This is a genomic window from Vibrio sp. IB15 (assembly GCF_016406055.1).
GTDB lineage: Bacteria > Pseudomonadota > Gammaproteobacteria > Enterobacterales > Vibrionaceae > Vibrio > Vibrio chagasii.
Genome location: NZ_JAEFCE010000034.1, coordinates 21940 through 43941, shown reverse-complemented (window position 1 = coordinate 43941; position 22002 = coordinate 21940). Strand labels below are relative to the sequence as shown.

Annotated in this window: 15 protein-coding genes; 10 read left to right on the top strand and 5 right to left on the bottom strand. The window is 44.4% G+C overall.

Annotation, left to right across the window (positions count from 1 at the left end):
• Positions 1-77 precede the first annotated feature (77 nt).
• The 7 genes from JC606_RS13690 to JC606_RS13660 all read left to right on the top strand — a co-directional run bounded on the left by JC606_RS13690 (position 78) and on the right by JC606_RS13660 (position 12385).
• Positions 78-275 (top strand): hypothetical protein, encoded by a 198-nt coding sequence (locus JC606_RS13690; RefSeq protein WP_198778777.1) that lies wholly within the window; start codon positions 78-80, stop codon positions 273-275.
• Complete coding sequence (gene bcsQ / locus JC606_RS13685; protein ID WP_198778776.1) at positions 272-1054, top strand: cellulose biosynthesis protein BcsQ; 783 nt, start codon at positions 272-274, stop codon at positions 1052-1054. Before JC606_RS13690 ends, bcsQ begins: the two co-directional genes overlap by 4 nt.
• 3 nt (positions 1055-1057) lie before the next feature.
• On the top strand, positions 1058-3694 hold the full coding sequence (gene bcsA / locus JC606_RS13680; RefSeq protein ID WP_198778775.1) for a UDP-forming cellulose synthase catalytic subunit: 2637 nt from the start codon (positions 1058-1060) through the stop codon (positions 3692-3694).
• On the top strand, positions 3681-5975 hold the full coding sequence (bcsB, locus tag JC606_RS13675) for a cellulose biosynthesis cyclic di-GMP-binding regulatory protein BcsB (RefSeq protein ID WP_198778774.1): 2295 nt from the start codon (positions 3681-3683) through the stop codon (positions 5973-5975). Before bcsA ends, bcsB begins: the two co-directional genes overlap by 14 nt.
• Positions 5972-7081, top strand: a complete 1110-nt coding sequence (gene bcsZ, locus JC606_RS13670) for a cellulose synthase complex periplasmic endoglucanase BcsZ (RefSeq protein ID WP_137408362.1) — start codon at positions 5972-5974, stop codon at positions 7079-7081. The genes bcsB and bcsZ overlap by 4 nt, the downstream gene beginning before the upstream one ends.
• A complete protein-coding gene (locus tag JC606_RS13665) occupies positions 7072-10860 on the top strand; it encodes a cellulose synthase subunit BcsC-related outer membrane protein (protein ID WP_198778773.1) in 3789 nt (1262 codons plus the stop codon). Before bcsZ ends, JC606_RS13665 begins: the two co-directional genes overlap by 10 nt.
• 271 nt (positions 10861-11131) lie before the next feature.
• Positions 11132-12385 (top strand): D-amino acid dehydrogenase, encoded by a 1254-nt coding sequence (locus JC606_RS13660; RefSeq protein ID WP_198778772.1) that lies wholly within the window; start codon positions 11132-11134, stop codon positions 12383-12385.
• 78 nt (positions 12386-12463) lie between these two features.
• Here JC606_RS13660 and JC606_RS13655 read toward each other — a convergent pair whose 3' ends face one another.
• The 4 genes from JC606_RS13655 to JC606_RS13640 form a co-directional block, all read right to left on the bottom strand.
• Positions 12464-13201 (bottom strand): dienelactone hydrolase family protein, encoded by a 738-nt coding sequence (locus JC606_RS13655; protein WP_198778771.1) that lies wholly within the window; start codon positions 13199-13201, stop codon positions 12464-12466.
• 201 nt (positions 13202-13402) lie between these two features.
• Entirely contained in the window at positions 13403-14350 is a 948-nt protein-coding gene (locus JC606_RS13650) for a 1-aminocyclopropane-1-carboxylate deaminase/D-cysteine desulfhydrase (protein ID WP_137408358.1), read from the bottom strand.
• A gap of 124 nt (positions 14351-14474) precedes the next feature.
• On the bottom strand, positions 14475-15731 hold the full coding sequence (locus JC606_RS13645; protein ID WP_102425385.1) for a sensor histidine kinase: 1257 nt from the start codon (positions 15729-15731) through the stop codon (positions 14475-14477).
• Entirely contained in the window at positions 15728-16405 is a 678-nt protein-coding gene (locus JC606_RS13640; protein WP_004741618.1) for a response regulator transcription factor, read from the bottom strand. The genes JC606_RS13645 and JC606_RS13640 overlap by 4 nt, the downstream gene beginning before the upstream one ends.
• A 125-nt stretch (positions 16406-16530) precedes the next feature.
• Here JC606_RS13640 and JC606_RS13635 point away from each other — a divergent pair, with 125 nt between their 5' ends.
• Genes JC606_RS13635 through JC606_RS13625 form a run of 3 tightly spaced genes read left to right on the top strand, consistent with a single transcriptional unit; the run spans position 16531 to position 19467 of the window.
• Entirely contained in the window at positions 16531-17550 is a 1020-nt protein-coding gene (locus tag JC606_RS13635; protein ID WP_198778770.1) for a glycosyltransferase family 2 protein, read from the top strand.
• Positions 17547-19016 carry an ArnT family glycosyltransferase gene (locus JC606_RS13630; protein ID WP_198778769.1) on the top strand — a complete coding sequence of 490 codons (1470 nt, stop codon included), beginning with the start codon at positions 17547-17549 and terminating at the stop codon, positions 19014-19016. Before JC606_RS13635 ends, JC606_RS13630 begins: the two co-directional genes overlap by 4 nt.
• Positions 19003-19467, top strand: a complete 465-nt coding sequence (locus JC606_RS13625; protein ID WP_198778768.1) for a GtrA family protein — start codon at positions 19003-19005, stop codon at positions 19465-19467. The genes JC606_RS13630 and JC606_RS13625 overlap by 14 nt, the downstream gene beginning before the upstream one ends.
• Positions 19468-19589: 122 nt before the next feature.
• Here JC606_RS13625 and JC606_RS13620 read toward each other — a convergent pair whose 3' ends face one another.
• A complete protein-coding gene (locus JC606_RS13620; RefSeq protein ID WP_198778767.1) occupies positions 19590-21977 on the bottom strand; it encodes a YgiQ family radical SAM protein in 2388 nt (795 codons plus the stop codon).
• Positions 21978-22002 lie beyond the last annotated feature (25 nt).

Genomic DNA, 22002 nt, shown 5'->3' with positions numbered 1-22002 from the left:
TAATGTATACAGGTTAAAGGAATTGACAGGAACGTCTTTGCCTCTGTGTTTTTGTGCTTTTATTTTGGAAAAATCTAGTGGCTGAACCAGAAAAAGACATTAATTCGATCTACGCTTCATATAATCTAACTCAACATCAGTACATTGAAATGACAGAGAATGAGTCTTATACACAAGCTAAAAGTAAGTGGTTAATATTTCAATCAAAGCAAGTACGTACTACTGATAAGTTAGTCGGTAAGAAACAGGCAGGTATAGAAACGGAAGCGATATGAAGCGCCTTCTTTTTGCTAGCTTACGTGGTGGTTGTGGATCTACGACCATCACAGCAAACCTTTCGCAGGCTTTAGTGAAAATCAATAAGCAGGTATTAGCGATAGACGCTTCACCTGAGAACCTTTTAGGGCTCCATTTAGGTCTTCCATATGAAGAGAATGACGGGTGGGCAGTAAGAACGCTGAATCGACTAAACTTGTTTGACGCGGGCTATCAGAGCCCACAAGGTGCTATGTTTCTTCCCTTCGGGAAGTTATCTTTCGATCAGCACTTTGAATTTGAAAAAAACAAAGAGCAACACCTTAACTCGTTAGTAGAAACGACTTTAAATGCCCGCGCAGATAAGGGCGAACAGTGGCAATTATTTCATGCAGCGCTATCAGATCTAAATAATCTAGCGGTCCACGGCACTATTGATGCAATAGATATGGTATTTATTGCCGTTACGGCCGATGCCGTTAGCTACAGCGCGCTTCAGTCATGGATTCAAAGCTGTCCTTTCTTCGATGAGTTATTAGAGAGAAATAAACTACGACTTGTCATCAACCATTATCAACCAGAAACCGAAGTTGGTCGTGACTTCATGCTTGTATTGAAGAAAGAATTTGGTTCGATACTAGTGCCAGTATTACTCCATCGTGATACCGCTCTGTTAGATTGTGTTGCTAACCTTACTACGGTTCAGCATTTTTCTCCGTTTAGTCAAGCTGCTAAGGACTTTCAATCCTTGGCTTTTTGGTGTGTTTCAACGTTTTCATCTCATTATTCTCAAGGCTAACTAATGCGTAGCCTGAATTTGATTTTCCAACCTTGGATAGCTGAGCAATTTAAGTTTCAAACGAGAACTTACGAGAAGTACAAGAACTGCAATAGTACAAGAGTTGGCAGGATGCTTTTGTCGATATGGTTTTCTTTCTGTTTTGTTCTTTTGAAACCTAAAATAGCAGGGGTTGCCACATGGAAGCTGCCTCTGTATTTGTACCCACATATAAACTTTGCTGCTCCAAGGCTGTTTGATTCTGTTCGATTTATGGTTCAAACGCTGTGGCTAGCTTTTTTTAAGCAAACCCCCTGTAAATTCTTGTCTAAGAAAGTGGTTAAAATCGTCAATGACACATTTAACTTACTGAAAAATTTATTTTATATACCGTTCTCTCAAATATCTAAATTGGTCGCCTGGCTCGAGATGGCTGCGGATCAAACCAACGGATCCGAAATACGTGAACGGATGAAAGAAAGCAAATTGGTTATGTTGTTCAACTACATACTACTTTTCTTGGTCGTTTTTATTGCGTTGCTTTGTTTTACTGTCCCTTTTGGCTATCAGGCTCAAACTGTATTTATATTGTTGCTTTGGGGGTTGGCAATGATGGTGCGTCGTATGCCGGGGCGCTTCCCCACTATGTTGCTGATTATTCTTTCAGTGACGGCTTCGTGTCGTTATCTGTGGTGGCGTTACTCATCGACTTTAAATTGGGATGATCCGATTGCTCTTTTTTTGGGGAGTATTTTACTTCTGGCAGAAACTTACTCTTGGATTGTGCTTTTACTCGGCTATTTTCAGAATATATGGCCTTTGAGTCGCAAACCAATCTCTATGCACAAAGATGAATCGAGTTGGCCAACAATCGATCTGATGATTCCCACTTACAATGAAGATTTGGATGTTGTTAAAGCGACAGTATATGCGTCGCTTGGTGTTGACTGGCCAAAAGATAAATTGAACATTCATATTCTTGACGATGGTAAACGTGACAGTTTCCGAGACTTTGCGAAAAGTGTCGGAGTTAATTATATCCGTCGCCCGACTAATGAGCATGCCAAAGCGGGCAACATCAATTACGCGTTGAAGCAAACCCATGGTGAATATGTCGCTATTTTCGATTGTGACCATATTCCGACGAGAGCTTTTTTTCAGCTGACCATGGGAATGTTTCTTAAAGACCCAAAGCTTGCGTTGATACAAACGCCGCACCATTTCTTTTCTCCAGACCCGTTTGAGCGCAACTTATCGAATTTTCGAAATGTGCCTAATGAAGGGAGTTTGTTTTATGGCTTGATTCAAGACGGTAATGATCTTTGGGACGCGACTTTTTTCTGTGGTTCTTGTGCTGTACTAAGGCGTGAGCCGTTAGAAGAAGTTGGTGGTATTGCTGTCGAAACGGTGACAGAAGATGCGCATACCTCTCTCAGGATGCACCGCCTTGGTTATCGTTCGGCGTATTTAAAGCAGCCAATTTCAGCAGGCTTAGCGACCGAAACGTTATCGGCACACGTTGGACAACGTATTCGATGGGCTAGAGGTATGGCTCAGATATTCCGGGTAGATAATCCTCTGATAGGGAAAGGGCTTAAGTTGTCACAGCGGCTTTGTTATCTAAACGCGATGATGCACTTTTTATCCGGTATCCCAAGGATTGTGTTTTTAGTAGCTCCACTCGCGTTTTTAATTTTACATTCGTATGTTATTTACGCTCCGGCACTTGCCATTATTCTCTATGTGTTACCGCATATGATACATGCAAGTATGACTAACTCCCGAATGCAGGGTGACCATCGTTACTCATTTTGGGGGGAGGTCTACGAAACAGTGTTAGCTTGGTACATCGCAAGGCCAACGACTGTAGCACTTTTTGCTCCACACAAAGGCACTTTTAATGTTACAGCCAAAGGTGGATTAGTTGAGAAGTCTCATTACGACTGGGTGATCTCAAGGCCGTATTTAGTTCTCGTTGCTCTAAATATTTTAGGGGCTGGTGTTGGTTTCTATCGCTTGGGCTGGGGACCAAATGATGAGATTGGTACTGTTATCGTTAACTTGATCTGGACCCTGTACAATTTGTTGATACTGGGTGCAGCGGTTGCTGTAGCGGTTGAGGCGAAGCAAGTACGTAAGGATCACCGAGTCGAAGTATCTATGCCAATTTGGGTTAAGCTTCGTACAGGGCATTTAATTCAGGCAGAAATGAAGGATTTTTCTTTAGGTGGGATTCGAGTCGTGATCAACGATGCTGATGAAAAAACTTGTGAGCGGTTACTTGGTCAATGTTTAGACGTTGTACTCAAACGTGGGGGACAAGAATTCGTTTTCCCTATGACTGTTGCTTATGCATCTAAAGGCATTTTTGGGCTTCGCCTGGAGGAGTTGTCTCACCAACAGCAAGTTCAATATGTTCAATGTACATTTGCTCGAGCTGATACATGGGCCAAATGGCAGCAAGGATATCAGTCAGATAAACCTTTATCGAGTATGCGAGCAGTACTCCAGGTTGGTTTTAACGGCTATAAACGCTTATTGAAACACAGTCCTAACTTTATAAGAGTTACCGCGGACTTATTTTTACAGAGCTTCATATTTATTTGGTCGTTAAGACCACGCTATGTCCCAATCAGGACCCAAAGTCATGCTAATCAATAAAACAATAACGGCGTTGACAGCACTTTCTATCGCGTGCTTGTCGAGTAATGTCGCCGCAAACAATACAAGTAAATATCAACCAGAAGAGTCTGCAGAAGCGTTGTTGAGCCGGAGCGAAAGCGCTGAAGTAGTGCAACGTGTCATTCCATTTAGTCAACTGGGCTATAACGGTTCGATTGCGATCCAAGGAAGTGAGGCAAGTGCTTATGTTGGGTTTGGCTCACGTCTTGATGAGGTCGTTTCAAAGGCGACTTTATATTTTGATATCACCCCATCTCCAGCACTTCTATCTTTGGTTTCTCACGTAAAAGTGTATTTGAATAATGAATTGATGGGGGTGACGTCCATTGTTGATGGGCAGCAAGGGCAAAAGCTGAATTTATCGATGCCATTAGATACGCGTTATTTCAGCAATTATAACCAAATACGCTTTGAGCTGATTGGCAACACGAAAACAGATTGCGCAAATCCCAATGATTCGAGTATTTGGGCTGAGATTAGTCAAAGTAGTCGAATCGAAATGTCTGTTCAGAAAACATTGATCAAGAGTGATTTGAGCTTATTGCCAGCCCCATTTTTTGATGTTCGCGATTTTAATAAGTTGGATCTGCCCGTTGTTTTAGGTGACCAATATAGCCTTGACGATATTAAAGCGGCGGGCGTGCTCAGTTCATATTTTGGCGCGTTGGCTGGTTGGCGTGGGGCAAATTTTCCTTTGAGTTTTGATACTTTGCCAGATCGTAATGCAGTAGTTTTTGTTACGAATGACAATAAACCCAACTTTTTACGAGATTTCCCTGATACAGATGGTCCCTATCTACAAGTGATCACTCACCCTACGGATCCTTATGTAAAACTTCTTTTAGTCGTTGGCCGTGATAGCGACGACCTAAACACGGCAGTCCAAGGGTTAGCATTAGGTCATCAAGTATTGACGGGGCCGATCGCGAAGGTTAACGATGTTAAACAGATCAAACCACGAGTTCCTTATGATTCGCCAAACTGGGTTAGTACAGAGCGCCCTGTAGCTTTGTCTGAGCTTGTTGAGCAGAAAAGTGTGCTTCAAGTTGAAGGTCGTACGCCTCCGCCAATTAGTGTCAGCCTGCGCTTACCACCGGATCTGTTTACTTGGCAGAGCCGTGGTATACCGATGGATTTAAACTATCGTTACTCTCCACCAACCGATGATCACTCTGGGTCTCGTTTGACGTTAAGCATTAATGACCAGTTCATTCAAGCCTTTAACTTAACAACAGAAGGGCAGGGTGGCGACTCCAATCGTGTAAGGGTCCCATTGCTTGATGACAGTTTTTTAAGTTCGGGTGATCGAGTAAGAATCCCCGCATTTAAGGTTGGTAGTAAGAACCAAATCGACTTTGAGTTTGGCTTTGCTTCTGTAACTGATGGACAGTGTCAAGTGACACAACCTAGTAAGCAATACGCGGTGGTTGATGGCGATTCAACTATCGATTTTAGCGGTTTCCCTCATTACATTGAAATGCCTAATATGCGTGCATTTGCGACTTCGGGTTTTCCATACACAAGGATGGCAGATCTGTCGGAAACAGCGATTATTTTGCCAAAGGACGCACCAAGAGAAGCATTAAAAACTTTTCTCAATATTATGGGGTCTTTAGGCAGCGACTCTGGTTACCCGGGTCTTCAGGTTATGCTAACTGATAATTGGGATAGTGAGTCTTTGGCAGATAAAGACATACTAAGTATTGGTGTTGCTAGTGAGCTTCAACAAGCAGGCTATGCTCCAGAGCAGTTGAATATTGTTATGGAAGCTGGGGAACGTCAAATCCGATTGCCAAGTAAAAATGAGGAACAACTTGGCATGAACTGGATGAGTCCTTCGAATACAGAGCAAGATGCAACCGACTATGTTTCAGTAGAAGCTCATGGTTCATTCGCCGCAATTTATGGGATGGAATCGCCATTTACAAGCAATCGTAGCTTAGTGTCAATTATGGCAGCACAACCGTCTGATTTTGCTGCTATAGACAGTGCGTTAAGCGATTCAGGTAAAGTCCAACACATGTTTGGTTCGCTTATTACGGTCAGAAATGACGAGGTTGCAAGTTACAATGTAGGTGCCCATTACTACGTTGGCGAGCTACCAGTCTGGCAGTTGATTTGGTATCACTTTTCGAGTCATCCGATTCTTATTGCCTGCTTTGCTGCGTTGATGATGGTTATTGTAACCATTGTGTTATGGCGAGTATTACGTCAAATCGCGGCTCAGCGCTTAGAAAAAACAGAGGGGGATGAACAATGAAGAAGTTAATGTTTTTGTTGTCGCTCTTATTGTCTCCTCAGCTTATGGCTGTGACATGTGAGTGGCCTCAATGGAGCAATTTCAAATCAATATACATTGAGAATGGTAGAGTAATTGATGGCAGTGATGAACGTTTGATCACGACGTCTGAAGGTCAGTCTTATGCTTTGTTTTTTGCGTTGGTAGCTAACGACCAGCAGACATTTGATCAAGTATTGAAATGGACACAAGCGAACCTAGCTGGTGGTGATTTAACGGCTAGGTTACCTGCGTGGTTGTGGGGAAAAAGACTTGATGGGCAGTTTGGCATACTCGATACAAACCCAGCTTCAGATTCTGATTTGTGGATTGCTTATGCGCTGGGGGAAGCAGGACGTTTATGGAATAACTATTACTATCAGTCATTAGGGCATCTTTTAGCCGCTCGTATATTGAGAGAAGAGTCGGTTGATGTAGCAGGTGTTGGGACGACTTTGCTTCCTGCTCCCAAAGGCTTTGATCTTGGTAAAGGTAGCTATCGTTTGAACCCTAGCTACGTTCCTTTACAGTTGATCGCTCGGATGAAAGACCTCTATCCACAATACTCGTGGGCTTCAATGTACCAATCGAGTACTTTGATACTTGGTCAAACATTGACTGCGGGTTTTAGTCCTGATTGGGTAACTTTGAATGGCAAAGGATTTAGTGAAGACAAAGTCACAGGGCCAATTGGGAGCTATAACGCAATTCGAACATACTTGTGGGTCGGTATGCTCAATGAAAAAAATAAAGAGAAAGAACATTTAGTTAAGAAAATGGGGCCGTTTGCTACCGCTATTGAGCAGTTAGGCGCGCCCCCACGTGAGGTCGATACCGAAACAGGTAAGTATTCTCAACCCGGTAGCGCCGGCTTTTCAGCTGCCGCGTTACCTTTACTTGCTTCAATGGATTATTCCAATCTTCTTGAGGCACAGGTTACTCGCGCTCAAAATCAACTGGTGACGAGCAGGAACGATCATTATTACGACAATGTGTTGAGTTTATTTGGTCTTGGTTGGTACAACGAACGCTTCAGATTTGGCGAGTATGGTGAGTTGCAACCGGCATGGGGCAAGCAATGTCAGTAAGGGTAGGTTCTTATTGGTTAGCTCCCGTTATTGTAGCGAGTAGTATTTGTTCTGCTGGCACAGCACTGGCGGTTGGTGTTGATTCGACACCTCTATCTGAGGCAGAACGTGAGTTGGTATATCAACCAGTTCAGTTGGTTCAGCTATCTTCTTCTCTTGAACGAGTTGATTCTGTGGATTGGCTAATCAAACAGCTAAAACTTGCAGACGCAATTGGTCGTGACGATATTGTAGAAAGTACTCTACAAAGGCTGTTTGCTATTGAAAGAGCTAACTTGTCTGGGCTTTATTATCAGGGAACTATGTTCTTGAAACGTAAGCAGCCTGAATTGGCAGAGCAAAGCTACGAACGCTTAAAAGACATTGCTCCTAACGCTCCACAAACCCAGTCTTTGTCTTCGATAATGGCAATTCAAGGTGAAAAGCGAGCTGATTATCAACGAGCAAGGTTATTTGCTAAATCAGGTCGCTATGTAGAAGCCATCGAAGCTTATCAAACTGTTTTTCCTAACGGGATGCCTTCTGCTGCGCTTGAACTTGAGTACTTGCAACTTCAAGCCAACCTAGATGATAACTGGGATAAAGTGAAGGTTGGACTTGAACGTCTTAATGCTGATTACCCGGGTGTTCCTCAATTTCAGCTTGCATTGGCAAACCATATACGAAAAGTAGACCCAGGTGACCCTTGGATTTTGGATACCTATCGAGAACTGGCGTTGGCTCCTATTGTAGGAACGAGTGCTGCGACTTCTTGGTTAAGAGCTTTAGATCAATTACCTATTTCAAAGCAAATGACGGAGCAATATGCAGTCCTCGCGAGTTATTACCCTTCAGACTTAGAGATTCAAAAAGCAAATCAATCGGCTAGGAAGCGTTGGACCCAAGAGCAAGAGCTACGTAAAGACCCTACTTACCTTGCAAAGCTAAAAGGGTTAGGGCTGCTCGAACTGGGGAAAACTGAACAAGCAGAGGCGCAGTTGCGTTATGCCATTACCACGCGTCCCAATGACCCGGAGATTTTAGGCGGGATGGGGAAGGCCTACCTGCGAAAGGGGCAACAACAAAAAGCACTTGAATATTTCAAGCAAGCCCAATTATTGGATAAGAATCCAGATACTTCTTCTAAATGGACCACGTTGGTTGAAACGTCTCAGTATTGGGCATATTTAGATCGGGGAGATCTCCAGTTAGCTAGAGGAGAACTTGAAGAAGCTGAACGTTTATACCGTAAGGCGATAGCGCTAGATAATACACAGCCATATGCTTTTGTCGCTTTAGGTGCTCTCTTCCTTGAGGAAAAAAAGTATTCGTCGGCTGACAAGGCTTACTCGCAGGCTTTGTCGCTTGATTCGCTGAATGGTTCGGCATTGCGTGGAAGACTTGACGTTGAGGTTTATCAAGGGAATTGGCATGAAGCTAGAGAAGTGGCTAACCAATACTCATCAGCTCAGAAGCTAGTGGTTGAAGAAAAAATTAGTAGTATTGATTCTGAGGTTATTCTGATTCGCTTAAGAGGCGCCATTGCTAATAATGATGACAGGGCGATGGCTGAATCTGTCGAAGCGCTAATCAAATTAAATCCGGACTCTCCTTGGCTTAGGTTAGATATTGCAGGCGTTGTGCGTTCTATGGGGAATAAATCTCGTGCAGATCAATTGATGGAAGGTTGGGCGAAAGACACCTCAGATCCTGAGATGAAGTTCGCCTATGCGCTTTACCTTGCACAGAGCCTTAGAGTTGACCAAGCTATTGCTGAACTAGAAAGTGTTCCACTACAAGATATGACCGCCTCCATGCAGCGAAACCTTACCCGCTTAAGGTTAGACTCTGAACTTCAGGGTATAGAAATACGTTACCAGCAATCGCCTAAATCGGTCTCAAAAGAATTACTGAGTCTAGAAGCTCAATATCAAAGTCAGATTCAACCACTATCTCGTATTGCTAGCGCTTGGGTTGATGTTGGTGAAACCGAGGAGGCGGATAGGATTTACAGGAGCATTGATTCGTCTTCATTTCTCTCTACTGATGAGCAGCTTGCTTACGGTGAGTTGATGGTTAGTTTGAATAAATTTGAAGATTTTGATGCTTGGTTTAATGGATTGGCTCCGAGTTTTGATGAGCAAGAGTTTACTGCATCAGAATTTATACAGTTCGATGAACTCAGAACTCGACGTATTTTGTCTGAGGCTGACTTAATGCTAGAAAGTGAAAACTTAGATCGTTCTTTAGCGCTTTACAGTAGGGTACTGTCAGAGCCCGAACCTTACAAAACCCGGGCTGAAATTGGCATGCTGCGTGCTAGTGCTATGAGTGGAGATTCATCTGTCTATGACCAATATCGCCCGATTTTAATCAAAAAGGCTGACGTGTTATCGGCATCGCAGTTGATGACAACGGCGACTGTATTTAATCAACAAGGTAATGTGCATGATGCAAATCAGCTCAATGCGTTACTAGATACTAAGGCAGATGCGGGCGCGCTTGAATACCGAGACGGAATGGCAATTGCGATGGAAAATCGCCAGTGGGTACTAGCGGAAGAGAGAGCCTATCAAGCATTGAACAGCGACCGAATAGAAAAAACGAGTCAACAAGGCACTTTAGAAACGCTAACTCCGTCGCTACGAGATTTGTACAATGAAAGTGATGATTATTGGTTAACACGAAATGTAAAATCGGATTTAGATGCGTTACATGATCGTAGTGATGGTCACATTATTGTTGGTTGGGATTACAGTGCTCGGGATGGACAAAATCAATCAAATCAAATACCGATTGAAGCTAGATTGCCTATTGAAGAGTGGGAAGGCCACCTGTTGCTTAGAGCTGATTATGTGTCAATAGATTCAGGTGCCCTTGAGTATTATGACAAATCAACGAATCAAGACGTTACCTCGTTTCAAAATAGCGCATCGGGCATGGCTTTGGGTATTGGTTGGCAAGCTAAGAACTGGAGCGCTGATATAGGCACTACACCTGTCGGCTTTGATCATACGACGTGGGTTGGTGGTGTTAGTGTGAATGGTGACTTAGGGCAGTTCGGCTGGAGTGCTGTTGCTTCTCGCCGTCCAGAAACAAGTAGCACACTCTCTTATGCGGGCATGTCAGTTCCCAAGTACTCGTTGCCGTCTCCTGAAACGCCTGACCCGGAGGGAACTAAATGGGGAGGTGTTGTAAGAACGGGAGTTAAATTCAATACGAGTTGGGATATTGGAGGGCCTTATGGTTTTTGGAGTAGCCTTCAGTACCATACGCTTACGGGAGAAAGTGTTGAGGATAACAATCGACTTGGTGTTCTTGGTGGGGCTTATTACAAGTTGATTTCTAACGATCACGAGCGTTTGAGTATTGGAACAAACCTGATTTATCTTGGGTATGATAAAAACCTGGGTGAGTACTCGCTTGGCCATGGCGGCTATTATAGTCCCCAAAGTTATCTGTCGGTTTCGTTGCCGGTTAATTATTACGGTCGATACGGTAACGCTTGGTCATATTTATTAAGCGGGTCTATTTCCAATTCATGGACACAAGAAGATGCCCCTTATTTAAGTGAAAATGGCGTAAGTGATTCCGGTGGAGGCTTTGGGTCATCTTTCCAAGCTGCAGTAGAAAAACGGGTGAGTAAGCGTTGGTATTTAGGTGCTTTTTTAGATTTACAGCGCTCTGAATTTTACACACCAAACCATTTTATGTTGTATGCAAAATATACATTCAATGACCGTTGGCAACCTATTGAGTTTCCTCCTGCAACGCCAATCCTGTACAGTGATTTTTACTAGAAACCAAGACTAAACAATCCCAAAGCGGCCCAAGAGAGTCGCTTTTTTTATTTTCTGCAAGTAAACCTTCACTGATTATTAAGCTGCTTTATAACCTCTCCAACATCACACTTCTAAACTCATTCTCCGGATTTACGAACAAATTGACTTTTTATCAACATAATATGCATTGTTGAGTCAACGCTCGATGAATAAGTTACAAATTATTAACGAAGGTAGTTTGAAACAGGCAGTAATGCTCGGCAGATTTGGTCGGGCGTAGGGGAAGAGAATGGAAGTAATTGTAATTGGCAGCGGTGTGATTGGCTTGACCAGTGCTTGGTATCTGGCGAAAGAGGGCCACTCGGTGACGGTTATCGACCGCCAAGATAGCAGTGGTAAAGAGACCAGTTTTGCGAATGCCGGTCAAATTTCTTACGGTTATTCATCACCATGGGCGGCGCCGGGTATTCCTTTGAAAGCGATGAAATGGCTCACCCAAGAGCATGCTCCCTTGAAAGTGAAGCCATCACTTTCCCCTGATTTAGTTTCTTGGGCGACAAAGATGCTCGCCAATTGTAACGAAGCTAAATACGCCGTGAATAAGTCACGGATGTTGAGAGTGGCAAACTACAGCCGAGACTGTCTAACCCACCTTCGAACCAGTGAAAATTTGGCATACGAGGGCAGGCAGAAAGGTACCCTGCAGGTATTCAGAAGCGAGAAACAACTGGATGCAATTCAGCAGGATATGAAGCTACTAACAGAAAGCGGCATCGAGCACTCGCTGTTTGGTGTTGATCAGTGCCTATCGGTTGAGCCGGGATTAGCTGACGTGAAAGACAAGCTGGTGGGCGGCTTATACTTACCTCATGATGAAACGGGAGATTGTCACCAATTCTGCTTAGCTCTGACTGAGAAAGCTAAGGCGCTTGGTGTGCAGTTTATGTTTGATACGGAAGTACTCAAGCTAAACCGTAATTATCAAGATATTCAGAGCATTACCACGACTCAAGGAGAGTTCAGAGCGGACGCTTACGTGGTGGCTTCGGGAAGTTATTCTCGAGATCTGCTGAAACAAGTCGATTTGTCGATTCCTGTTTATCCAGTGAAGGGATATTCTTTGACATTGCCAATTGTTAGTGCGGATAAGTCACCAACATCAACCGTTATGGATGAAACCTATAAGGTGGCGATGACGCGTTTTGATGATCGAATTCGTATCGCTGGGACGGCTGAGCTTGCTGGTTTCAATTACCTGATTCCTGAAAAGCGCAAAGCGACGATTGATATGGTGATTAAAGATCTGTTCCCGCAGGCTGGGGACTTCTCTAAAGCAGAGTACTGGACTGGCTTGAGGCCAATGACGCCAGATGGCACACCTATAATCGGCAAGACGCCAATTAAGAACCTGTTTACCAATACAGGCCATGGGACGTTGGGATGGACGATGGCGTGTGGTTCCGGAAAGTTGTTAGCGAGTGTAGTTAGTGGCTCTAATAGCGATATTCAATCAGACGACTTGAGTATTTACCGATACATGTAACTCATCAAAAAACGTGTATAGACGAATTAGCCCATGCTTAGTTATAAACATGGGTTAACTCGGTTTTAGTGTTTTAGTTTATCTGGTGGTGGTTTCTAACACATGCGTGAATCGCTGCCACGATTTTTGGTCGGCTTCATTTTGGTAATTATTGGAACCAAATACAGTGAACGCATGAGGGGCTCCGCTGTAGGTGATCATCTCATGAGGTACTTTGGCTGACTCCAATTCAGCGGCAAGGCTACCAAAATCCTGCATTGAGATCATGGCATCTGCCGTTCCATGGAACACGACAACGGGTGCTTTGGTTTGTGAGTAGTCTTGTCCTTTCGGTGTCGATAGACCACCGTGGAAGGTGACATAAGCTTTGGATGGAATTCCTGCTCTTGCGGCTTCCAGTACGGCAGCACCACCAAAACAATATCCCATCATCACATTGTTATCTAAGTTACCGCCAAGCCTTTGCGCTTCTATCGCGCCAGCATTAAGTAGTGCGCGCATTTTTTCACGATCTTTATACAACTCGCCCGTGTGTTGCTTTTTATCTTTCACTTCTGTTGGGCGAATGTCTTTTCCAAACAGGTCGATAGCAAACACGTTGTAACCGAGTTCGTTGAGCATCTCAGAACGCTTTTTCTCGTAGTCGGTCAAACCATCCCAATCGTGTATTAAAAGTACTAGAGGGGCTTGATCGCTGGCTTCACTCCAATAACCTTCATACTCCATGCCATCCACCTGGTAGATGACGTTTTCTCCAGAGTGTACTGCAAAAGGAAGCCAAACCGAAAGCAGGCCTAGTGTAGTAAGTGCTCGCATACATTAATCCTTCAGGTGACGAGTGGCAATCCAATGGAAAGTATAGATAAAGTTATGATTCTCGCCAGATTGTCAGCTTGGCTTTGATTGGTAAAGCAAGAAGGATTACTGTATTAAACGGAAGAAACTTATACGGAAGAAACAATCACAGTAAACCGTCACTGTGATTGTTCGAATAACAGGTTTAAGAGGTTTGAACCATTACCAAGTAGGGGCTGTGCTGTTATCGCTGCTAGAAAGACTTGTTCTGATATCAGGATATTTACGCTGATAGCGAGGCAACATTGATTCATTGCCTAAGATGCCACCTTGATGAATATAGATAATGGTTTTAGTCGGATTATCTGCCTGCCATTGCTCTAAACATTGCCACATCAATGGATCGTAAAGCAGATCGAATTCAATGTCAGTTTGCTCCTGAAGATCTAGCCATGTCTGATAGTCTTGCTTATACAGTTTACCGAAGTGATGCTTTTTCGGGAGAGGCAATATCTGTGGATGTTCGGTTTCGCCAAGCTCATTGAATTGCTGAGTCAGGTAGTCACTTCCACCCACACAAGCGCAAGTGAGCACCGGGATATTGTGTAACTTTAGGTGCTTATGAAGATAAAGTGCAGTGCTGCCAGTCCCTGCGGGTAGTGCCACAACAAAGTCGTATTGGTTTTCAAAGCGCGTCCAGCTCAGTATTTCCATTGCCAGTTGCTTCACACCATATTCGGAAAGTTGAGAGCGTCCCCCCTCAGGTAACACAATGCACTGTGAGTCTGGTTGTCTCACTTGATCAATATACGCTTGTGGATGAAGTTCTGAACCTGTTTCTTTGACTGAAATGACTTTAGCGCCTAGGTCAATAGCACCACGGTAATTGCCGATTGGGCGCTCTTGTAACCATTGAGGTAGGTGGTCGACGTAAAACTCCAGCGTCCAACCTTTAATCTTTGCCAATGCCGCGAGTGAGAACAGAGAGTTAGCTTGCGCTGAGCCGTAGCTGATTAGGGTGGTGATGTCCGGATGATCGTCTTCTAGCAGCTTCATAAATTTGCGGGCTTTATTGCCACAAAAGTGGGAGTGCAGCTGGTCATCACGCTTTAAGAAAAAGGTGTGGTTGTTGTATTGATGCTGAGTTACAGGGCTATTATTTAGTTTCATCGCACTTAGTAAAAATGCTGACTAAAAAACCAGCATTTTAAAATCAAATTGGACTTACGAGTATCTAGCAGGTTATTGGCTCTGTAAACCAACTACATCAAGTTTTCACTCGATATTGATCGCTCTAAAAGGTGATTTGAGCTGTGCATCCACCGCAAGTTCGGTTGAACAGTTTGAAGTCCCAGTGATAGCGTTGACACAGGTCGTCAACAATCAGTAACCCTAAGCCGTGACCGTTAGGGTTGTATTGATCTTGTAAGCCTTCGCCTTGGTCTTCAATCGTAATGCCGTTTTGAGACAAAGTAATTGTCACAGTACCACTATTGGTCGCAGCAATAGCATTCCTTAGTAGGTTACCAATCAGCATGTTCATGATAGCGCTGGTGGCTTGAATGGTCGGCTCAGACTCAACGGTTAATGATATCTCGACCTCTTTGTCAGAGGCCTGTGAAGTGCTTTTTGACACAATAGCTTCTAGTTCTTGTTGGCTAAATAAGCGCAGTGGTGCGTCGTCACTGTTTCTTTCATATCTCACGAGGCCAAGCAAGGCATCGACCATCTCCGACATCTGCACGATGGCGTCATCAATACGCTCAACCTGACGAGATTGAAAATCGGTCGTATCACTACGAAGCAATAGCTTATTAGCACCACGTGCAACCGTTAATGGTGTTCTCAATTCATGGCTTGCGTAGCGTGCAAAGGCTTGCTCACGTTTGATAAGGGAGTTGATTTCTCGACGATATTGATTGAGTTGATCGGTCAGTTGACGGAATTCAATCGCAGCATCGTCACTTACTCCAAATTCTTCGTTGAGGTTGAGTTTGTTCGACTCAAGCTGTGCAGAGAGAGAGTTAAATGGTTCAATAAGCCGTTTGGATAATCGATAAAGTATTGAACCAAAGCAAAAAATTAGGATAGAGAGCAATGTAAGTATAAACATTGTTGCGTACACTGATTCTGTTTGGTCCAGTTCGATAAGGTCTATTTCAGACAGTAAAATAATAGGATAGGTTTTTCCTTGGTGTGTGTACTCACCAACATAGACCATGCGCGAGTTTGGTTCTTGACCCACTTCGCCAAGGAAGTTTTCTCTGCCTTTTATAAATTTAGAGTACTCTTCCGGTATGAGAGTTGGGTCATTATAGGCGGTGGTCAGTTCATCTATTCTTAATTCACCATTCTCCCCAGCTTGAAACTGACTGATGGCGTAGTTGCGGTCAATCAGGATTCGCCTTTCGCCGACGCTGTCTTCAGACAAAAACAGTGCAGATATAAAGACCACATAGACAAATGCCGTCACAATCACCGCCATTAAGCCAAAGAAAAGCGCTAAGCGGCCTGTTAGGGTTTTTGTGCTAGTGAGAACATTGAGAATCAATTGTAAGACTCCAGGCGGAATCCAACCTTAGGAACCGTAATTAGCATCTGGGTATCAAAGGGCTTATCGAGTTGATTACGCAGTTGGTAGATGTGACTACGTAGCACATCGTTGTTCGGTTCGTCTTCTTCCCATAGCTTGTACGAGATGTCTTCACGCGTTACCACTTCAGGTGCATTCTGGCACAGCATCTCAAGAATGGTATAGGTGGTTGGGTTGAGTGCAAGTAGCTTGTCTTGACGGTAAGCTTTGCGGGTTTTCTGGTCGATGGTGAGCTCGTCAAATTGAAGCTTAGAGGAGGCGACTTTTCCGCGGTAACGGCGAACCAGCGCATTCATCCTTGCTTCGAGAATATCTAAGTCAAAGGGCTTGGTGAGATAGTCATCTGCACCGTGGTCAAAGCCTTTCAGCATATCTTCGCGGCTATCGAGTGCAGTCAGCATCAGGATCGGCGTTGCGTTGCCTTGATCTCGTAGTTTGTTGCAAACTGTCAGTCCATCCATTCGTGGCAACATCAGATCTAAAATAATGATATCAAAAGAGTTATCCATCGCGAGTTGCAGGCCAAGCTCACCATTGTCGGCATAATCGAGTTCCATGCCAATACACTCAAAATAATCAAACAAGACACCTGCAATTTCACGGTTATCTTCGACCAATAGAACTCGTTTCATTTTGATTCTCATACAGAAATAGACAGTAACATTATCCTGGGCGAGCGTGAAAAATATGTCAATAACATAACTTTCACTTATGGGCGCGTAAATTGGTTTCAGATTAAAAAATAGAAGAACGTATCATGTCTGAACTTCATATTAGCCGACCTAAAGTTTCCCCTTCGCAGATTCACCCTGCGATATCTTTGTCTATCATTGTGCCATTTTATAATGAACAAGAGGTGCTGGAAGAGTTTCATTCGCGCCTAACCAAGGTGTTAGATAGCCTGCCGATTACCAGTGAGATTGTTTATGTCGATGATGGCAGTAAAGATAACAGCTTAGACGTGGTGAGCTCATTTACCTCTATCAATAGTTCTATTTCTGTTATCGGACTGAGCCGCAACTTCGGTAAAGAGTCCGCGATGAGTGCTGGCTTAGAGCATTGTCGCGGGCAAGCGGTGATCTTATTAGATGCAGACTTGCAAGATCCCCCAGAGTTAATTCCTCAAATGATTGCCAAATGGCGTGAAGGCTATGACGTGGTCAACATGCAACGTCGCCAACGTGATGGAGAAACTTGGTTTAAGAAGTTCTCAGCGGCGAGTTTTTACAAAGTGATGAATGCAGCTGCCAAGATTGACGTTCCTGAGAATGTGGGGGATTTCCGACTACTGAGCCGTGAAGTTGTCGACCATATAAACCAACTTCCAGAACGTAATCGTTATATGAAAGGCATTTTTTCTTGGCCGGGTTTTCGCCAAGCGACTATTCAGTTTAATCGTGATGCACGTTTCTGTGGTGAGACTAAGTGGAACTACCTCAAGCTGATCGGGTTAGCAATGGATGGCATTACGTCATTCTCGATTCGACCGCTGCGTATTGCGACGGCTGTTGGTGGTTTAGTCGCACTGAGCGCATTTATCTACGGCGTCATTATTGTCTTCAAAACCATGATGTTTGGTGAGCCAATCACAGGATACCCATCCATGATGGTGGTTCAACTTGCCCTCGGTGGCATTCAACTTCTGAGTATCGGTTTAATGGGGGAATACATAGGTCGTATCTTCATTGAAACCAAGAATCGTCCTTTGTATTTGATCCAGTCTGTGGTTGATACACCTGCATTAAAAACACACTTTAAACTAGAGGAATCGGCATGAGCCTGAATAGAACGCACCTATGGTATTTACTGGCTTTTGCACTGGTTCTAAGGCTTTTATCCCTAGCGACATATCCGCTAATGGATACCACAGAAGCACGCTATGGCGAAATGGCCCGCTTGATGATCGAAACTGGAAATTGGTTAACCCCACAATTCGATTACGGTATTCCTTTCTGGGGTAAGCCTCCAATGTTTACTTGGATGAGTGCGGCTGGTATTCAGCTATTTGGCCTGAGTGAATTTGCGGTTCGTGCACCCCATTGGTTAGCTGGTGTCGCGACGATTCTATTGATCGCGTATATGGCAAAACGAGTGGGCCAGAGTGCTTTGGTTACTGCTGTTGTATTAGCAACATGTGGAATCTTCTCGATTGCTGCTGGCGCTGTAATGACTGATATGGCTTTAACCTTGTCTATGACGATTGCGATGTTAGGGTTTTATTTGTGTTGGCAGGGAGAAGGAAGCGATAAGACCAATAGAAATTGGGGATATATCGGTTTCATTGGTTTGGCGCTAGGCTTACTTGCAAAAGGTCCTGTTGCGATTGTTATCATGGGTATCGCGGTTTTCCCTTGGTTAGTTTTACAACACGGGTTTATTGGCGCTTTCAAAGTCCTTTGGCAACGTTTCCCATTGTTGTCTGGTATCGGTGTCATGCTAGCTATTTCGTTACCGTGGTACATCATGGCTGAGATCGCTACGCCAGGGTTTATTGATTACTTCATCGTTGGTGAACATTTCAAACGCTTTGTAGTAAGCGGTTGGGAAGGGGATCTTTATGGATCTGCTCATGATGAAACGCGAGGTATGATCTGGGTATTCTGGATTCAAGCCGCCGCACCTTGGTCAATTGTTTTACCTGTTTTAGCGTTCGCTCGTCGCAGCAAAATCGCTCAAATTAACGCTGAGAATCGCGGACTGTTTTCATTTCTGGTGTGTTGGTTAATCTCACCTCTAATTCTATTCACCATGGCAGGTAACATTCTTCCTGCGTACGTGTTACCAGGTATTCCTGCTCTTGGTTTGTTGGTTGCTATACTCTTAGTGGAAAAAGATAAGAAGTGGTTCTCGAGCGTGGCCTTGGTTCTACCAGTGTTGCTGATGATTGCGATGGTTTACCTAAACCTAGGTAAGGCGAACGAGAAGAGTGACCGTATCATTTTTGAACAGATTACGGATTCTGCGCCAAGCTTCTATGTAGGTAAGCGCCCATTCTCAGGCCAATTTTATAGCCACGGGCAAGCGAAGAAACTGCTTGATATCGAGCAACTAGATGGCATCGACAAGTTCTACTTGATTGGTAAAAGGGCAGAAGTAGAAACCAAGATAAAAGAAAATGCGTTGACCTGTATTTTGGAACCAACGGTGAAAATAAAGCGTGCTTTATTCACTTGTCATAGCCAAAACATCAAACCTAATCTGTCGTTGAGCCACATCCGAAGTGAAAGTAATGTTCAGCGTTAACTCAGGACTGCAAATGGTCAACAACAAGCTTCAGGCACACAGTCAAAAGCTCCAATCCCATCACAAGATGGTTCGATTTGCTGTGGTTGGTGTTGGTGGGTTTGTTGTTGATTGTGCGGTATTTGCCTTGCTGCATTACATTGCTGGTTTGCCTCTAATGACGGCGAGAATAGGCTCGTTCATTGCTGCTGCAACGACAACGTGGTTTGGTAATCGCGTGCTGACTTTTGGGTTCAAGGGGCAGGGGCGTTGGTCTGATAAACTGATTCAGTGGCAAAAATTCATGTTCTCCGCATCGATATCAGCGGTACCTAATCTACTTTGCTTTAAGTTGATGGTAGAACTACTGCCAGTGTTTACGGGCGCTGTGTTTATCGCAATGGCAGTTGGTATCTTGGTCGGTATGGTGACTAACTACCTGTTTAGTCAATATTGGGTCTTTACTCGTTAAACTCCTTGTAATCATATAGCCAAGTGAAACCTTGATTAGTCATGGATAACAGACATTAAAAAGCGCAGCTAATTAGCTGCGCTTTGTGTTTTTGTGTTCGCTAATGGTATCGGCTTATAAGATTAGCGTTGTGCGGCACGTTGACGGTTCTTTCCGTTACCTGCTGGCTTTCCACCTTGGCCGTTAACGCCTTTATTGCGGTTTGGTTTGCCGTTTCCGCTGCCTGTGCCTTGTGATTGACCACCAGGACCTTTCTTGATGAAGCCAGTTGCTGGTTTACGAGAGTTCCCATTACCGCCACCGTTACCTTGGCCACCATTGCTGTTACCAGTAGGTTTCTTACCCCCTGGTTTAGGCTTATTGCCACCAGATTTAGAGTGGTTACGTGGCTTCTCGCCGCCTAATCCTGGTTGAGATTTGCTGTGCTTAGTAGCAAAACGTTGTGAACCGTGACGACCAGACTTGCGACGCTGTGCTGGTGTTTGAGCATCAAAGTCATCCTCAGGAACTAAGCAACCTGGTTTATCACCGATTAGGTGCTTTTTACCCATGTCGATCAGCGCTTCACGAATCAGTTTCCAGTTCTCTGGATCGTGGTAGCGAAGCAATGCTTTATGCAGACGACGTTGACGGTCACCTTTTGGCACAGGAATATCTTCACGTTTTTTGTACTTAACGCGTTTCAGAGGGTTTGTCTCTGAGTAGTACATCGACGTTGCGTTACACATTGGCGATGGGTAGAAGTTCTGTACTTGGTCACACTCGTAGTTGTGCTTTTTCAGCCACAATGCCAGGTTAAGCATGTCTTCATCTTCTGTGCCCGGGTGAGCTGAGATGAAGTAAGGAATTAGGTACTGTTTCTTACCGGCTTCAGCGCTGTACTTCTCGAACATCTCTTTGAAACGATCGTAAGTGCCCATACCCGGTTTCATCATCAGATCCAGAGGGCCTTTTTCAGTATGCTCTGGAGCAATTTTCAAATAGCCACCTACGTGATGCGTTACAAGCTCACGCACGTACTCTGGTGATTCAATCGCCAAGTCGTAACGAACACCAGAAGCGATCATGATCTTCTTAACGCCTGGTACTTTTCTCGCTGAACGGTACAGGTCGATGGTGTGTTTGTGGTCTGTGTTTAGCTTCTCACAGATTTTCGGGAACACACACGATGGACGGCGACAGTTCACTTCTGCTTTCGGGTCTGAACAACCTAAACGGTACATGTTCGCCGTAGGGCCGCCCAAGTCAGAAATGGTACCAGTAAAGCCAGGTACTTTATCTTTGATGTCTTCGATCTCATCCAAGATAGATTCTTTTGAACGGTTCTGGATGATACGACCTTCATGTTCTGTGATTGAACAGAAAGAACAACCACCAAAACAGCCACGCATGATGTTTACCGAGGTTTTGATCATCTCGTAGGCTGGAATCTTTGCTTTGCCGTACATCGGGTGAGGTACACGCTTATAAGCAAGGCCAAACACGTAATCCATCTCTTCTGTTGCTAGAGGGATTGGTGCTTGGTTAACCCAAAGCTCGCGGTCACCGTGACGTTGAATCAGAGCCCGGCCTGAGTACGGGTTTGTCTCTAGGTGTAAGATACGGCTTGCGTGAGCGTAAAGAATACGGTCGTTGTTAAGCTTTTCGAACGCAGGTATACGAACCGCGGTTGTTTTCGCATCGTGACGAGAAGGGCGAATCGTAATTGGCTGCGCCTTTGGCTCTTCATCTTTTTTGGTATCGCATTGCGTTTCCACTTCGTACGGGTTTACTGGTACGTAAGCTTTATTTGGTTTTTCGATACGAGAAGAGTCGATGATCTTGTAACCTTCAGGTGCAGCAGGCAGGTTGATTGCCGTACCACGAATATTGGTGAGGCTAGAGATCTCTTCACCATCAGCAAGGCGGTGTGCCACTTCTACTAGTGCACGTTCTGCGTTACCAAATAGCAGGATGTCCGCTTTTGCATCAAACAGTACAGAGCGACGAACTTTATCCGACCAGTAGTCGTAGTGAGCTACACGACGCAAGCTCGCTTCGATACCACCCAATACGATTGGTGTGCCTTTATAGGCTTCACGACAACGCTGAGAGTAAACCAAAGTTGCACGATCAGGACGCTTACCACCTTCATTATTTGGCGTGTATGCATCATCGTGACGTAATTTGCGATCAGAGGTATAGCGGTTGATCATGGAGTCCATGTTACCCGCAGTGATGCCGAAGAATAGGTTTGGTTTACCTAGCTTCATGAAGGCATCTTTATTGTCCCACTTCGGTTGAGCGATGATGCCCACGCGGAAGCCTTGAGCTTCAAGAAGACGCCCGATGATAGCCATACCAAAGCTCGGGTGATCAACATAAGCGTCACCAGTTACAATAATAATGTCACAGCTATCCCATCCAAGAGCATCCATCTCCTTTCTACTGGTAGGCAAAAAGGGTGCAGTTCCGTAGCACTCGGCCCAGTATTTTTTGTGTTCGTGAATAGGAGTGATATCGCTGTACATATTTCGACCTCTGATTTTTGAGGCG